We start from the raw sequence: 14,118 nt of genomic DNA, 5'->3' as shown, positions 1-14,118 counted from the left end.
CATGCCGTGCGTCCCCACGTTCCGGGGCGGCCCGGGCGCATTCCTGGCGCGCGTTCTGGGGGCGTCCCTGGGCGCCACCCTGGGCGACCTGCTCGGGCGACGCTGCCACGGCTGCGGCGCCGTTGCCTCCGGGCGCGGGCGCGGGGAGTTGCCGCCCCTGTGCGCGGCCTGCGCCCGGGAGCTGGCGCCCTGGGCCGGGCCGGGTTGCCCGGGCTGCGGGGCCATGTTCCAGGGCGCCACGGGCGGGGCCGGGCACCTGTGCGCCGCCTGCCGCCTGGAGCCCCGGCCCTGGGAGCGCCTGCTGTTCCACGGGCCCTACCAGGGCCTGCTGCGGCGCCTGGTGCTCGACTACAAATTCCACGGCCGCCTGGGCGCGCTGCGCCTGCTGCGCGGGCTGGCCCGCGAAACGTGGCTGCGCGCGGCTGCGGCCACGCAGGCCGGGCCGCAGCCTCCGGGCGCCCCGGCTTCCCCGGCCCCGCCCGCCCTGCCGGACGTGGTGGTGCCCGTGCCGCTGCACCAGCGCCGCCTGCTGCACCGGGGCTTCAACCAGAGCCTGGAACTGGCGCGCGGCCTGGGCACCCTGCTGGAGCGCCCCGTGCCCCTGGCGGCCCTGACCCGCGTGCGCCACACCGTACCCCAGATGACCCTGGACGCGGCCCGACGGCGCGACAACGTACGCGGAGCCTTTGCCGCCGACGCCACGGCGCTGGCCGGGCGGCGGGTGCTTCTGGTGGACGACGTGATGACCACCGGGGGCACCCTGGAAGAATGCGCGCGGACCCTGCGCCGCGCCGGGGCCGCCGGGGTGGTGGTCCTTGTACTGGCGCGCACGCCCGGCGGGCGCTGAGGCCCGCCCCGGGCACGGATCGTCCTTTTCGGGCGACAATCCCGGCCGAAGGGCTTGACTTCCCCCCAGGAAGTCGAGTACAAGCCCTTTCTCTTTCTTTGGAGGTATTTCATGTACGCGATCATCGAGACGGGCGGCAAGCAGTTCCGCGTTGAGGAAGGCCGCACCATCAGGGTTCAGAAGCTTCAGGCCGAGGCCGGCTCTGAGGTTGTCATGGATAAGGTTCTGCTGGTCGGCCAGGGCGCCGGCGTGACCGTGGGCCAGCCCTACGTGGCCTCGGCCAAGGTCGCCTGCGAGGTGGTGGAGCACGGCCGCGACAAGAAAATCGTGGTCTTCCACAAGCGCCGCCGCAAGGACAGCATGAAGAAGCAGGGCCATCGGCAGGACTTCACCGCCATCAAGATCAAATCCATCACGGCCTAGGCGCCGGGGGAGGCAGATATGGCTCACAAAAAAGCAGGCGGAAGCTCCAGGAACGGACGCGACAGCGCCGGACAACGCCGCGGCGTCAAGCGCTTCGGCGGCCAGGACGTGCTGGCTGGCAACATTCTCGTGCGCCAGCTCGGCACCAAGTACCATCCCGGCGTCAACGTCGGCCTGGGCAAGGACTACACCCTTTTCGCCCTGGTGGACGGCACCGTGAAATTCGAGAAGTTCACCCGCAAGAAAAAAGTCCGCACCCGCGTGAGCGTGGTTCCCGCGTAAGCGACGGGCTCGGAAAATCTCCGGGGCGGATCGCGCGGTCAGCGCTGTCCGCCCCTTTTTCTTTGGAGTCGCAATGCGTTTCGTGGACGAAGCCACCATCACCGTGCGCTCGGGGCATGGGGGGCACGGGTGCGTGTCCTTCCGCCGCGAGGCCCATGTGCCCAGGGGCGGACCCGACGGCGGCAACGGCGGCAAGGGCGGGGACGTGATCTTCCGCGCCTCGGACAAGCTGCTGACCCTGTACGACTTCCGCCTCAAGCGGCTCTACGAGGCCCGCAACGGCCAGCCCGGCATGGGCCGCCAGCGCCACGGCAAGAACGCCGAGGACCTGGTCATCGACGTGCCCGTGGGCACCCTGCTCTATCGCCTGGACGGCCCCGCCGGAGCCGACGACCCGGGCGATGAGGACAATTTCGACACCCCCGACGCGGCCGAGGCCGCCGCCATCGACGACGCAGACGGGGCACAGGCTCCCGACGGCGCCTCCCGCACCCCTGGCGGCGCGACCCTGGTGGCCGACCTGACCGAGCCGGGCCGCGAGGTCGTGCTCTGCCGGGGCGGGCGCGGCGGCATGGGCAACGAGCACTTCAAGACCTCCACCATGCGCACCCCGCGCTTCGCCCAGCCCGGCGAGGACGGCGAGGAAATGACCCTGCGCCTGGAACTCAAGGTCATCGCCCACGCGGGCCTTCTGGGCCTGCCCAACGCGGGCAAATCCACCTTCCTCTCGCGCATCAGCGCCGCGCGGCCCAAGATCGCGGCCTACCCCTTCACCACCCTGGTGCCCAACCTCGGCGTGCTGCTCTCGGACATGGGCGAGCACTTCGTGGTCGCCGACATCCCCGGGCTCATCGAGGGCGCCCACCTGGGCCAGGGCCTGGGGCACCGCTTCCTGCGCCACGTGGAGCGGACCCTGTTCCTGGTCCACCTGCTCAGCGCCGAGGAGCTCGACGAGGACGACCCCTTCGCCGGATTCGCCCTGCTCAACGACGAGCTGGCGCGCTACAGCCCGGAGCTGGGCACCAAAATGCAGCTTGAAGTGGTCAACAAGATTGATGTACTCCCCCCCGAGAGGCTGGAGGAGCTGACCCGGCGCGCCAAGGCCGAGGGCCGCGAGGTGTTCTTCATCTCCGCGCTGACCGGCGCGGGCGTGGACCGCCTGCTGGCGGCCATGTGGCGGCTGTTCCGCGCCGGGCGGAATCAGGGCGCGCAGGGCGCCGCCCCCATCGCCCCCGGCAGCGTGCCCCAGGACTAGATTTCCCCCTTTCACCCGCGCCCCGCGCGCGGCGTGGCGGAGCCAGGGCCATGGACTGGAAGCAGGAACGCGAACACGCGATGCGCACCGCCCGCCGGGTGGTGGTCAAGGTCGGCAGCGCCGTGCTGACCACGCCCCAGGGCCTGGATTTGCGCGTGGTCAACCGCCTGGCCGACCAGATGGCCGGGCTGCACGACCGGGGCCTGGAACTGGTTCTGGTGTCCTCGGGGGCCGTGGCCGCCGGGCGCCGCGCCGTTCAGGGCGAGCTTTCGGGCATGCCCGCGCGGCAGGCGGCCTCCGCCGTGGGCCAGGGGCGGCTCATGCACGCCTACGACGAGGCCTTCGGCCGCTACGGCTGCGTCACGGCCCAGATTCTGCTGACCCTGGACGACCTGCGCAGCCGCAAGCGATTCCTCAACGTTCTGAACACCTTCCGCACCCTGCTCGACTGGCGCGCCGTGCCCATCGTCAACGAAAACGACACCGTGGCCGTGCAGGAGCTGGAATTCGGCGACAACGACGCCCTGGGCAGCCTGATGGTCAACCTCGTGGACGCCGACCTCTTCGTGAACCTGACCTCCGCCGGGGGCGTGTTCGACGCCAATCCCGCCACGAACCCCGCCGCGCGCCAGCTTGAATGCATCGAAGACATCTGCGGCCTGGACCTGGACGCCACGTGCAGCGGCAAGACCGCCGACGGCACCGGCGGCATGTACTCCAAGCTGCTGGCGGCCCGACGCGTGGCCCAGCTCGGCGTGCCGACCCTCATCCTCTCGGGCCGCGAGTTCTTCGGCCTCCAGCGGGCCTTCGACGGCGAGCCCCTGGGCACCTGGGTCCGCCCGGCGGGCAAGCGCATTTCGCATCGCAAGTTCTGGCTGGCCTACAACGACAAACCCGTGGGCACCATCGTGGTGGACGCGGGCGCGGCCCGGGCGCTGACCGAAAAAGGCAAAAGCCTGCTGCCCGCGGGCATCCGCGACGTGGAGGGCACCTTCGGCGCCGGAGCTTTGGTGCGCATCGTCGCCGAGGGCGGCAAGGCCGTGGCCGTGGGCCTGACCAACTACAAGGCCGCCGACCTGCGGCGCATCATGGGCCACAAGAGCGCGGACATCGCCGGGCTGCTGGGCGCCTGCCCCTACCCCGAGGCCGTCCACCGCGACAACATGCTGCCCGACGCCGCGCTCTAGCCCGCGCCCGACAGGGCGGGCGCGCGAAAACGTCTTCCCCCGCACACCGGGGTTGCCCCCGGGCCGGGTTTCGCTACAATGCCCCCGGAGGCTTCCATGCGCGACTTTTCGCAATCCGTTCTGTGGAACGCTGCGCTCATCACCCTGGGCGCCGCCCTGTGCGCCTACAGCATCACCGCCCTGGCCGTGCCCCACGAGTTCGTGTCCGGCGGGGTTTCGGGCGTGGCGCTGCTGATCTACTACCTCACCGGCATCCTGAGCCCCGGCATCTGGATGGCCGCGCTGTCCGTGCCCGTGTTCGCCCTGGGCTGGTTCGCCGTCAGCCGCCGCTTCTTTTTCTACAGCCTCTACGGCATGGCCGCCATGGTCCTGTGCATGGAGCTGTTCACCACCACCGCCCCCGTGGGGGACCCCATGCTCGCGGCCCTGGCCTCGGGCGCCATTTCCGGCGCGGGCACGGGCATCGCCCTGCGCACCCTGGGCTCCCTGGGCGGGCTGGACATCATCGCCGTGGCCCTGAACCAGCGCTTCAGCCTGCGCATGGGCTCGGTGACGTTCGTCTTCAACGGCCTGCTCTTCCTCGCCGCCATGCTCTTTCTCGACGTGGACCGCGCCCTGTACTCCGTGGCCATGGTCTTCGTCTCGGCCCAGGCCATGGAATACTTCCTGGGCATGTTCAACCAGCGCAAGTTCGCCATCATCATCTCCGACAAGAGCGACGAGGTCGCCGCCGCCGTGATGCACCACCTGAAGCGCGGCGCCACCATCCTGCACGGCCACGGCGCCTTCACCGGCAAATCCAAGAAGGTTCTGCTCACGGCGGTGAACAACATCCAGGTCAAACGTCTGGAAGAGGCCGTCTACACCGTGGACCCCGAAGCCTTCACCATCATCGGTTCGGCGCTGAACGTCCTCGGCCACAGATTCTCGCGGCGCAAGGTCTACTGATGCCCTTCCCCGTCGCCCTGCTGACCGACTTCGGCGACGCCGACCCCTACGCGGGACAACTGCGCGGCACCCTGGCCGCCCTGGCGCCCGGCGCGCCCGTCATCGACCTGAGCCACGGCGTGGAGCCCTTCAACGTGGCCCAGGGCGCCTTCTTCCTGGCCGCCAGCCTGGAGCACTTCCCCCCGGGCACCGTCTTCCTGGCCGTGGTGGATCCCGGCGTGGGCGGCCCCCGGCGCCTGCTGGCCCTCGCCGCCGCCGGGCGGACCATCCTCGCACCGGACAACGGCCTTGCCGGGCTCGTCCTGGCCCGGCACCCCGGCGCCCGGGTCTTCGACCTCTCGGCCCACGCCCACGGTGCCGCCTCGCACACCTTCCACGGCCGCGACGTGCTGGCGCCCCTGGCCGCCCGCCTGGCCCGGGGCGAAGCCCCGGCAGCCCTGGGCCCCGCCCTGGACCCCGCCGCCCTCGTCCGCCCGGGCTGGACCAGCCCCGCCCGCGAAGCCACACCCGGCGGCACGCGCATCCTGGCCGCCGTCATTCATGTCGACCGCTTCGGCAACTGCGTGCTGAACCTCGACGCCCGCACCTGGGGCCCGCCCCTGCGCGCCGCCGCCGCCATCGTCGCCCAGGCGGCGGGCGGCCCGGCCCGGCCCGCCCGCGCCGTACGCGCCTATGCCGAACTCGCCCCCGGCGAACTGGGCCTGCTCGCGGGCAGCCAGGGCTACCTGGAGCTGGCCTGCAACCAGGCCCCCGCAGCCCGGGCCCTGGCCGCGCGCTGCGCCGCACCCCTGACCCTGACTCTGCCCGGAGCCCACCCGTGAAGCTCGTCTCGCCCCTGCTGGCCGCCCTGTCCTTCCTCTCGCGCCTGGGCCCCGCCCGCCTGTACGACGACGCCACCCTCGCCGCCACGGTCAAATACTTCCCTCTGGCCGGGGCCGTCATCGGCGCCCTGGCCACCGCCCCCTTCTTCTTCGGCTTCCTGCGCGGGCACCCCTGGCTCCAGGCCTGGCTGCTGCTCGTCCTCTCCCTCTGGCTGACCCGCGCCCTGCACTGGGACGGCTGGGCCGACCTCTTCGACGCCTGGGGCAGCGGCGCACGCGGCGAGCGCTTCTGGGAAATCATGAAAGACAGCCGCCTGGGCACCTTCGGCGCCGTGGCCCTGTTCGTGGGCCTCGCGGGCCAGCTCTTCCTGCTGCGCAACGCCCTGGAGGCCGGAGCCTACGGCGCCGTGGCCTGGGCCTTCGTTCTCGGGCGCGCCACCTGCGCCGCCACGGCCTACATGGGCCGCAACCTGGCCCGCGGCCACGGCCTGGGCCGCACCTTCCTGGCCGGAGCCACGCCCTGGGCCCTGCTGCTCGTCGTCACCCAAACCCTCGTTCTCGGCCTCGCGGTGCGCCCCGATGTCGCCCTGGCTCCGGCCCTGGCCGTGGCCTGCCTCGGCGTGGTCGAACTCGCGGCCCTGGCCCGGCGCATGGGCGGCATGAACGGCGACTTTCTCGGCGCCGCCGTCATCTGGGGCGAACTGGCAGGCCTCATGGGCTACACCGCCGTCTCCGGGCTGCCGCTGCTGCCCTGAGGCCGCGCGCCGCCGGGACGCAACGCCCCCTTGCCGGTGTTCGGGGCGGCGCTCCGGCCAGACGCCGCGCGCGCCCTCAGCCGCCGTGCCAGAAGCGCAGCACGTCGACGGTTGTCTCGCGGGGTTTGAGCAGGGCGGCCCGGCCCTGGGCGATGCCGACGACGGCGGGCATGGGCCGGGAGTTGTAGCGCGACCACATGGACATGGTGTAGGCGCCCGCGTCGAGGAACAGCACCCAGTCGCCGGGCTCCAGGGCGGGCAGGGCGGCCTGGCGCACGGGGAAATCGCCCTGAAAGCACAGCGGCCCGGCGATGGCCTGGACGACGGCGGGGCCGGCCTTGAGGCGGCCGTCGGGGCGGGCGGCGGCGGTGTCGTGGTGCCAGTCGGCGGGGTTGTAGCAGGGGCGCAGGAACATGTCGGCGCCGAGGTGGGTCACGGCGCAGCGCACCCCGCCGTAGGCCTTGACGTATTCCACCCGGGCGGCGGCGAAGGCGGCCCCGGCGTGGATGGCGCGGCCGAATTCGGTGATCAGCCGGTGGGGTCCGGCGAAGAGCCCGGGGCAGCCCTGGCGCAGGGCGGCGGCGTAGTCGGCCAGGGAAGGCTTGGGGTCGTCGTCGCGGTAGGTCACGGGCAGGCCGCCGCCGAGGTCGATGGCCGTCACCGCGCCCCCGGCGGCGCGGATGGCCTCGGCCAGGGCGACGGTGGCCCGGGCGGCGGCCACGAGCTGGCCCGGAGCGCAGCCCTGGGAGCCCACGTGGCAGTGCAGGCCGGTGAGCCAGGGATGGGCGGCGAAGGCGGCGACGATCCGGTCGCGGCACTCGCCCAGGGGCAGGCCGAACTTGGAAAAGGCGGCGGCCACGGATGTGGCGGCGATGGCCCCGGCGCCCACCTGGGGGTTGACGCGCAGGCCCACGGTGCCCTTCGGCGGGCCCATGGCGGCCACCAGCGCGGCGATGCGTTCCAGTTCCTGGAAGTTGTCCGCATTGAGGTGCACGCCCAGGGCCAGGGCGCGGCGCAGTTCGCCGCAGGTTTTCGCGGGCGAGTCGAAGACGATGCGCCCGGGGGGCAGCCCGGCGTCCAGGGCCAGTTCCAGCTCGGGCAGGGAGGCCACTTCGGCGCCCAGGGCCGGGTCCAGCGCGGCCAGACGGCGCAAGAGCGGCGGCAGGGGGTTGGCCTTGACGGCCACGGCGTGCAGCGTGCCGGGTGGGAAAGCGGCCACGGCCTCGCGGGCGCGGGCGTCCAGGCGGTCCAGGTCGTGGAGGACCAGGGCCGTGTCGGGCTCGACGGAGGATTCACGGGCGGCACCGGGGGCAGTGCCACAGTCGGCGCCAGGGGCGACGGCCAGGCCGCTGCGCAGGGCCAGGGTCAGCATGGCCGCCGCCTCGCGGGGGGAGATGCGCGCGTTCATGGCGCCAGCATAGCCCAGGGGCCGTGGGTTGTGAATCCTGGGCGGCCTGCCGCCGGGCCGCCAAGCGGCTTTACCCGCGGCGGGCAAAAGCGTACAACGCCGGGGCGGGCGTCGCCCCGCGCGGCCCGGCGTGCCGCTGAAACCGCGCCGCGCCCGCCACTTTTCGCAAGGCAGCAACGAAAGAGCGACCCATGGCCGAGCTGATACGACAAAGCACCGACCTCCCCTGCGTGACCCTCGTCGGCATGGCCGGGGCGGGCAAGTCCACCGTGGGCCAGGCTCTGGCCCGGCGCCTGGAGTGGGCGCACCTGGACACGGACCGCGTCATCGAGGCCGACCTGGGCCGCCCGCTTCAGGAAATCTTCGACGGCCTGGGCCGCGAGGCCTTCATCCAGGTCGAGGAGCGCATCGTGGCCGCCCTGCGCCTCAAGCGCTGCGTGATCTCCACGGGCGGCAGCGTGGTTTACGGCCCGGCGGCCATGGCCCGGCTGCACGAACTGGGCCCGGTGGTCCACCTGCATGCCGCGCTGGAAATCGTGATGCGCCGCGTGGGCGCGGGTCAGGGCCGGGGGTTGGCCATCGGCCCCGGGCAGACCGTGGCCGACCTGTATCACGAGCGCCAGGCGCTCTACGAGGCCGCCGCCGACCTGACGGTGGACTCCGGAGCCCTGGCGCCCGAAGACTGCGCCAGGGCCATCGCCGCCTGGCTCCGGAACCGGGGGACCCTGACGTGAAAAGCACCCGCAACGCCATCTTCCGCCGCCTGGAGGCGCTCTACGCGCGCATGGGCCAGGGCTACGCGGCAACGGCCCAAGGCACGGGCTTCACCTGCGCGGGCTGCACCCAGAACTGCTGCACGAGCCATTTCCAACACCACACCTACGTGGAATGGCTGTATTTCTTCAAAGGATTCGAGACCCTGCCCGCGCCCCGGCGCGAGGCGTACCTGGACCGCGCCCGGGCCTGCGTGCGCGAAACGCAGGACGCCCTGTTGCGCGGCGAGCGGCCCGCCGTGATGTGCCCGGTGAACGACGACGGGCTGTGCGGCATGTACGAACACCGGCTGATGATCTGCCGCCTGCACGGGGTGCCCCATGTACTGGCCGGGCGCGACGGCCTGCCCCAGGCCTACCCGGGCTGCCACCGCTTTCCCGCGCCCGCCGGGGCGGACGCGGCCCCGGCGCCCCTGGACCGCACGCCCCTGTACCGCGACCTGGCGCGCCTGGAGATGGACCTGCTGGGCGCGCGGCTGCGGGCCCTGCCCCGGGTGAACTTGACGCTGGCCGAGATGATGGTGCAAGGTCCACCCAGGTTGACCCCGTGACCGTCTTGCGCAGGACTTCCGCCATGCCCCGCCCGACCCGCCTTCCGGCCCCGGTGGCCGCCCTTGCCGCCGCCCTTGCCGCCGCGCTGCTGCTGGCGGCCTGCTCGCAGACCAGCGTACGCCACCTGGAGCGCAACGCCTGGGAGGTGGAAGCCGACCGCTCCCTGGCCATGAAATTCTGGCGCTTCGACTACCGCATCGCGCCGCTGGGCGATCAGTTCTCCGTGCGCGGCCAGGCCGTGCCCGATGTGGGCGCCCTGCCCGCCTCGGTCCACTGGATCGAGGACCTCTGGCTGGCGGCCTACCTGTGCGACGCCGGCGGCACGGTCATCGCCCAGGACCTGCGCGTGGCCGAGCCCGGCCCCCTGGGCCCGGGCACGAACGTGCCCTTCACCTTCACCCTGCACCCCGACTCCCTGCCCGAGGCGGGCGAGCTGTACATCACCTTCGGCTACCGCATGAAGCTCGTGCCCGAGGGCCCGCCCGAAGACGAGGACGCCCCTCCGCGCCGCGCCTTCGCTCCGGCGGAAATCTTCTTCGCCAGCGAAGGAGCGATGACGCGCTTCTAGGCCCCGGCCCGGCCTTTCCCCGCGCGCCTGCGGGCGTCCTTCCGGCCTCTCCCGGCGCCATCCGCCCCCGGCCGCACCCGAGGCCGCCCGGCCCGCGCCATCCCGCGCGGACGCTTCCTGTTGTCCCTACGCCCAAAAGCGGCTACATTCCCGGATACGATCATGCCCGGAGCCTGCCGGGCGGAAGGGGATGGCCATGGGCGCACCCAGAAATGCGTTTCTCGTCCGAAATTTTCTCAAATATGCCGTCATATTCGGGGAAGGTTCGCGTGGCGACACGGCCTACCTGCTCCAGGAGGGCCGGGTGGAGATTTCCAAGATGGCCGAGGGCCGCAAGAAGGTTCTGGCCATCCTCTCGCCGGTGTCCATGTTCGGCGAGATGGCCATCCTGCTGGGCGACGAACGGCGCACGGCAACGGCCGTGGCTCTGGAGGAATCCAAGGTCGTGGAAATCCAGCGCCACGCCTTCGAGGAATTCATCCGCCAGTCGCCGCCCATGGTCAACTCGCTGGTCACGGTGCTGGTCCACCGCCTGAAGACCGCCACGGCAAAATCGCTGCACGTGCCCAGCCTGTTCTTCGGCGTGTGCCACACCCTGGCGCTCATGGCCCGCCACGGCGCCACGGACCTGAACTACCTGGACACCCTGGCCTCGCTGACGGCGGCCTTCAACGCCGCCAAGGACAGCGTCGAGGCCGTGCTGGCCACCCTGGCCGAAGACGGCCTCATCGCCTTCGAAGTGGACGCCCAGCGCGAGCGGCACATCGTCATCCGCCAGACCGAAGACCTGGTGGCCACCGCCGCCGAGCGCCGCAAGGCCGCCCAGGAGTAAACGCGGCCCAACCCGAGCAGGAGCGTGGACACGGCATGCCCCGCCGCCCGAAAACAGACTGCGCCCCCGAAAGCCCCGACACGGCGGACCCCCGCTCCGCCGGGGCCCGGGCCATTGCCCGGCGCATCCGCGACAAGGCGGACGCCTATGAACGCTACGCCTTCGACGAGGCCCGCAGCGGCGCCCTGAACATCTTTTTCGACCTGGTCCAGGAGTTCGAGGCCGAGGCGGACTTTCACCACGTCTGCACCCTGGTGCCCCGGGAACTCTTCGGGCTGGACTGCGCCCTGTATCTGGTCACGCGCGAGCTGGACCTGCGCTGCGCCCGGGCCAGCGGGCCGGGCACGCTGCACCCCGGCCGGGCCCTGCCGGATGCGGACAAGGTGCCCCGCCAGCCCGCCCGGGGCGCGGGCCATCTCTACTTCCCCATCCGCGCCAACGCCGCGCACGTGCAGCAATTGCCCTTCGACCCGCCCGGGGGCGTCATCGGCTGCCTGGAGCTGTTCCCGGCCGAGCGGCTGGCCGAGGGCGACAGCCTGTTCTGGGAAAAATACGCCAACCGCATCGGCTTCCAGATGCACAACCGCATCGTGCAGGACGCCAACCGCCGCCACCTGCGCTTCATCCGCAACCTGGCCAAGGACATCGGGCACAACGTCATCGTGCCCAACATGTCCTTCAAGCTGTTCTTCAACCGCCTGAAGCGGACCATCGACCAGTTGGGCGAGGTGCCCGGGCGCCACGCCGCGCCCTCGTCGGAGTCGCGCCGCGAGATCCTGGCCCTGCATCAGGCCCTGCACGACCAGTACGACGAGATCTCGCGCCATTACGAACAGACCAGCCTGTACCTGGAAACCCTGCTGCGCCAAAGCCATTTCGAAAAGGGCCGCTACGTGCTGGAGCGCCGCCCCTGCCACGTGCCCAGCCAGATCATCGCCCCGCAGTTGCACCAGTTCCTGCCGCGCTTCCGCGAGCGGGGCATCGCCGTGACGCCCTGCCCGGAGCGGAGCAACGACCCGGACCTGACCCTGCCCGTGGACGTGGGGCTCATCGCCCAGGTCTTCTCCAACCTGTTCTCCAACGCCCTGAAGTACACGGCGCCGCCCCCGGACGGCGGGCCCAAGGCCATGGCCTGCTCGGCGCAGCAGGCGCCCGGCGCCCTGGGCGGCCGGGGCCGGGGCCGGGGCGCGCGCCAGGGCGGGGCCGACGGCGTGGATTTCCGCGTCTTCACCACCGGCGAACCGCTGGACGAAACCGACGGGGCGCGCGTGTTCGAGGCCGGATACCGCGCCGGGGAAGCCCTGGCCGACGGCACGGGCCACGGCCTGTTCTTCGTGCGCCAGATCGTGGAGCTGCACGGCGGGCGCGCCTGGCACGAGGCCGTGGCCGGGGGCAACGTCTTCCATGTGCTGCTGCCCGCCCAGGCGCCGGAGGCCGCGGCCTGAGGGCCGGGCCGGAGCCGCCGGGCGCGCCGCCCGGAAGCCGGAACGCCCCCGCCCCTCCTGCCGGAGGAACGGGGGCGTTCGCGTTGGGCCGGAGGCCCGGGGCGGCCCGGGCCGGAAGGCGGGCCTAGTTGTTGTGCGAAACGACGTGGACCTCGCGCTGGGGGAAGGGGATGGAGATTCCCGCCGCGTCCAGGGCGAGCTTGAGCTTCTCCGTCAGGTCGAAGCGCGCGGGCCAGTAGTCCACCGTGCGCACCCAGGGCCGGACCACGAGATTGACGCTGGAATCGGCCAGCTCGGCCACGGCGATCTGCGGCGCAGGGTCGACGAGCACGCGCGCGTCGCCCGCCAGCACCTCGGCGACCACGGCCTTGGCCCGGGCCACGTCGTCGCCGTAGCCGATGCCGATAGTCAGGTCGATGCGCCGGGTGTCGTTGGCCGTGACGTTGCGGATGATCTCGCCGGTGACCTTGGTGTTGGGCACCAGGATGCGCTGGTTGTCGGCGGTGGCCAGGACGGTGGCCGTCAGGGTGATGGCCTTGACCGTGCCCTGGACCCCGGCCACCTCGATGTAGTCGCCCAGGGTGAAGGGCCGCAGCAGGATGAGCATCACGCCCGAGGAGACGTTGGACAGATTATCCTTCATGGCCAGGCCGACGGCCAGGCCGAGGGAGCCGACCACGGCCAGGAAGGAGGTCGTGTCCACGCCGACGCGGCTGATCGCCGCGAGGAGCACGGCCACGGCGATGGCCCAGTAGACCAGGTTGCCCAGGAACTCCACCAGCAGCGGGTCCACCTTGCGGTGGGCCAGGGTGGCCCGGGCCAGGGAGCGCACACGCCGCCCGACCCACAGGCCGATGACGATGATGAGCACCGCCAGCACGAGCTGGGCGCCGTAGGCCGCGAGCCAGGTAAGAGCCATTTCCTGGTAGCGGCTCAACTCCGCCACCTCCTTGACCAGATCATCCATTCCGTGTCCTCCGTGCGTGATTTGGGAATCTCCCATTGCGGGTCAATCTACACCCAGCGGGCAGCCGGGGCAATCCTGTTTTCCAGACAGAGGGCTCTTGACACGCGAATCTTTATCAGGAATAATTCCTGATAAAGAAACAAGACACAAAGGAGCACATCATGCAGGATCAGGTACTGAAAGTTCTGGAAGAGGCGGGCAAGCCCCTGCGCCCCGGCGACATCGCCAAGACCCTGGGCGCGGACTCCAAGGACGTGTCCAAGGCCATCGACGCCTTGAAGAAGGCCGGAAAGATCAACTCGCCCAAGCGCTGCTTCTACGCCCCGGCCTAGGGGCAACGCGGCGGCAGGGCCGGGGCGGCTGTGGCCGGGCGCCGCAGGGCAGGCCCGAAAACGCCGAGGCCCGCACCCCGAACGGGGCGCGGGCCTTGTCTTGCCTGGCGGCATGGGCCGTGCCGGGGCGGCGCCCCTCCCCGCGCGCGGAGCGCGAGGCGTCGGCCGCTGGGCCGCTACACCGCCTGGCCCAGCAGGCGCTGTTCCTTGGACGACAGCAGGCTGTCCATGTCCAGCAGGATGAGCAGGCGGTCCTCCAGCTTGCCCACGCCGCTGATGTATTCGGACTCGATGCCCGCCACCACGGGCGGCGGCGGCTCGATGGTGTTGCGCGGCAGGCGCAGCACCTCGGACACGCTGTCGACCACGAAGCCGGTGACCACGCCGTTCATGTCGATGACGATGATCCGCGTGCGGCTGTCGTGCTCCTTGCGTTCCAGGCCGAAGCGTTTGCGCATGTCGATGATCGGAATGACCCTGCCGCGCAGGTTGACCACGCCCTCCACGAAATCCGGGGCGTTGGGCACGCGGGTCATCTCCATGGAGCGCACGATCTCCTGGACTTTCAGGATCTCCACGCCGAATTCCTCGCCGCCGATGGAAAAGGTGACGAGCTGGAGCTGGTCGCTTCCGCCGTCGCCGAACTGGGTCGGCCTGCTCATGGTCTCCCCCATGGTTGCGTTGTGCCGTCTGGCTTTTCCCGAGGGTAGCCCATCTGCCCCC

General features: G+C 71.5%; 17 protein-coding genes. 14 read left to right on the top strand and 3 right to left on the bottom strand.

Annotated features, from left to right (window positions below; genetic code table 11):
* The first annotated feature begins 1 nt into the window (after window position 1).
* The 8 genes from ACZ5KV_RS10325 (at window position 2) to ACZ5KV_RS10290 (ending at window position 6,518) form a co-directional block, all read left to right on the top strand.
* Window positions 2-847, top strand: a complete 846-nt coding sequence (locus tag ACZ5KV_RS10325) for a phosphoribosyltransferase family protein (RefSeq protein ID WP_464239218.1) — start codon at window positions 2-4, stop codon at window positions 845-847.
* A 111-nt stretch (window positions 848-958) separates the two neighbouring features.
* A complete protein-coding gene (gene rplU / locus ACZ5KV_RS10320) occupies window positions 959-1,270 on the top strand; it encodes a 50S ribosomal protein L21 (RefSeq protein ID WP_464239217.1) in 312 nt (103 codons plus the stop codon).
* An 18-nt stretch (window positions 1,271-1,288) separates the two neighbouring features.
* Window positions 1,289-1,552, top strand: a complete 264-nt coding sequence (gene rpmA, locus ACZ5KV_RS10315) for a 50S ribosomal protein L27 (protein ID WP_464239216.1) — start codon at window positions 1,289-1,291, stop codon at window positions 1,550-1,552.
* A gap of 73 nt (window positions 1,553-1,625) precedes the next feature.
* On the top strand, window positions 1,626-2,807 hold the full coding sequence (cgtA, locus tag ACZ5KV_RS10310) for an Obg family GTPase CgtA (RefSeq protein WP_464239215.1): 1,182 nt from the start codon (window positions 1,626-1,628) through the stop codon (window positions 2,805-2,807).
* A gap of 50 nt (window positions 2,808-2,857) precedes the next feature.
* Window positions 2,858-3,994: a glutamate 5-kinase gene (gene proB, locus ACZ5KV_RS10305; RefSeq protein ID WP_464239214.1), complete on the top strand. Its 1,137-nt coding sequence runs from the start codon at window positions 2,858-2,860 to the stop codon at window positions 3,992-3,994.
* Between the two features lie 96 nt (window positions 3,995-4,090).
* Window positions 4,091-4,942: a YitT family protein gene (locus tag ACZ5KV_RS10300; RefSeq protein ID WP_464239213.1), complete on the top strand. Its 852-nt coding sequence runs from the start codon at window positions 4,091-4,093 to the stop codon at window positions 4,940-4,942.
* The gene (locus tag ACZ5KV_RS10295) at window positions 4,942-5,763 is read left to right on the top strand and encodes an SAM hydrolase/SAM-dependent halogenase family protein (RefSeq protein ID WP_464239212.1); all 822 of its coding nucleotides are present in this window, start codon (window positions 4,942-4,944) and stop codon (window positions 5,761-5,763) included. The genes ACZ5KV_RS10300 and ACZ5KV_RS10295 overlap by 1 nt, the downstream gene beginning before the upstream one ends.
* Complete coding sequence (locus tag ACZ5KV_RS10290) at window positions 5,760-6,518, top strand: adenosylcobinamide-GDP ribazoletransferase (protein ID WP_464239211.1); 759 nt, start codon at window positions 5,760-5,762, stop codon at window positions 6,516-6,518. The genes ACZ5KV_RS10295 and ACZ5KV_RS10290 overlap by 4 nt, the downstream gene beginning before the upstream one ends.
* A 76-nt stretch (window positions 6,519-6,594) precedes the next feature.
* On the opposite strand, the gene ACZ5KV_RS10285 is transcribed toward ACZ5KV_RS10290, so the two are convergent.
* The gene (locus ACZ5KV_RS10285; RefSeq protein ID WP_464239210.1) at window positions 6,595-7,926 is read right to left on the bottom strand and encodes a type III PLP-dependent enzyme domain-containing protein; all 1,332 of its coding nucleotides are present in this window, start codon (window positions 7,924-7,926) and stop codon (window positions 6,595-6,597) included.
* Between the two features lie 191 nt (window positions 7,927-8,117).
* On the opposite strand from ACZ5KV_RS10285, the gene thrB reads away from it, so the two are divergent.
* The 5 genes from thrB (at window position 8,118) to ACZ5KV_RS10260 (ending at window position 12,096) form a co-directional block, all read left to right on the top strand.
* A complete protein-coding gene (gene thrB / locus ACZ5KV_RS10280) occupies window positions 8,118-8,660 on the top strand; it encodes a homoserine kinase (protein ID WP_464239209.1) in 543 nt (180 codons plus the stop codon).
* Entirely contained in the window at window positions 8,657-9,250 is a 594-nt protein-coding gene (locus tag ACZ5KV_RS10275) for a hypothetical protein (protein WP_464239208.1), read from the top strand. The genes thrB and ACZ5KV_RS10275 overlap by 4 nt, the downstream gene beginning before the upstream one ends.
* A 23-nt stretch (window positions 9,251-9,273) precedes the next feature.
* The gene (locus ACZ5KV_RS10270) at window positions 9,274-9,819 is read left to right on the top strand and encodes a hypothetical protein (RefSeq protein ID WP_464239207.1); all 546 of its coding nucleotides are present in this window, start codon (window positions 9,274-9,276) and stop codon (window positions 9,817-9,819) included.
* 190 nt (window positions 9,820-10,009) lie between these two features.
* Window positions 10,010-10,651, top strand: a complete 642-nt coding sequence (locus ACZ5KV_RS10265; RefSeq protein ID WP_464239206.1) for a Crp/Fnr family transcriptional regulator — start codon at window positions 10,010-10,012, stop codon at window positions 10,649-10,651.
* A 35-nt stretch (window positions 10,652-10,686) separates the two neighbouring features.
* A complete protein-coding gene (locus ACZ5KV_RS10260) occupies window positions 10,687-12,096 on the top strand; it encodes a sensor histidine kinase (RefSeq protein ID WP_464239205.1) in 1,410 nt (469 codons plus the stop codon).
* Window positions 12,097-12,220: 124 nt separating this feature from the next.
* Here the strand turns inward: ACZ5KV_RS10260 and ACZ5KV_RS10255 are convergent, their stop codons facing one another.
* Window positions 12,221-13,063, bottom strand: coding sequence for a mechanosensitive ion channel family protein (locus ACZ5KV_RS10255; RefSeq protein ID WP_464239204.1), 843 nt, complete (start codon window positions 13,061-13,063; stop codon window positions 12,221-12,223).
* 161 nt (window positions 13,064-13,224) lie between these two features.
* Between ACZ5KV_RS10255 and ACZ5KV_RS10250 the strand changes: the two genes are divergently transcribed.
* Window positions 13,225-13,395 (top strand): transcriptional regulator, encoded by a 171-nt coding sequence (locus ACZ5KV_RS10250; protein ID WP_464239203.1) that lies wholly within the window; start codon window positions 13,225-13,227, stop codon window positions 13,393-13,395.
* A 176-nt stretch (window positions 13,396-13,571) separates the two neighbouring features.
* On the opposite strand, the gene ACZ5KV_RS10245 is transcribed toward ACZ5KV_RS10250, so the two are convergent.
* The gene (locus tag ACZ5KV_RS10245; protein ID WP_464239202.1) at window positions 13,572-14,057 is read right to left on the bottom strand and encodes a chemotaxis protein CheW; all 486 of its coding nucleotides are present in this window, start codon (window positions 14,055-14,057) and stop codon (window positions 13,572-13,574) included.
* Between the last annotated feature and the right edge of the window lie 61 nt (window positions 14,058-14,118).

Source organism: Desulfocurvus thunnarius (assembly GCF_055390965.1).
The sequence above is the reverse complement of the archived record's forward strand: the minus strand, read 5'-3'. Positions and strand labels throughout refer to the sequence as shown.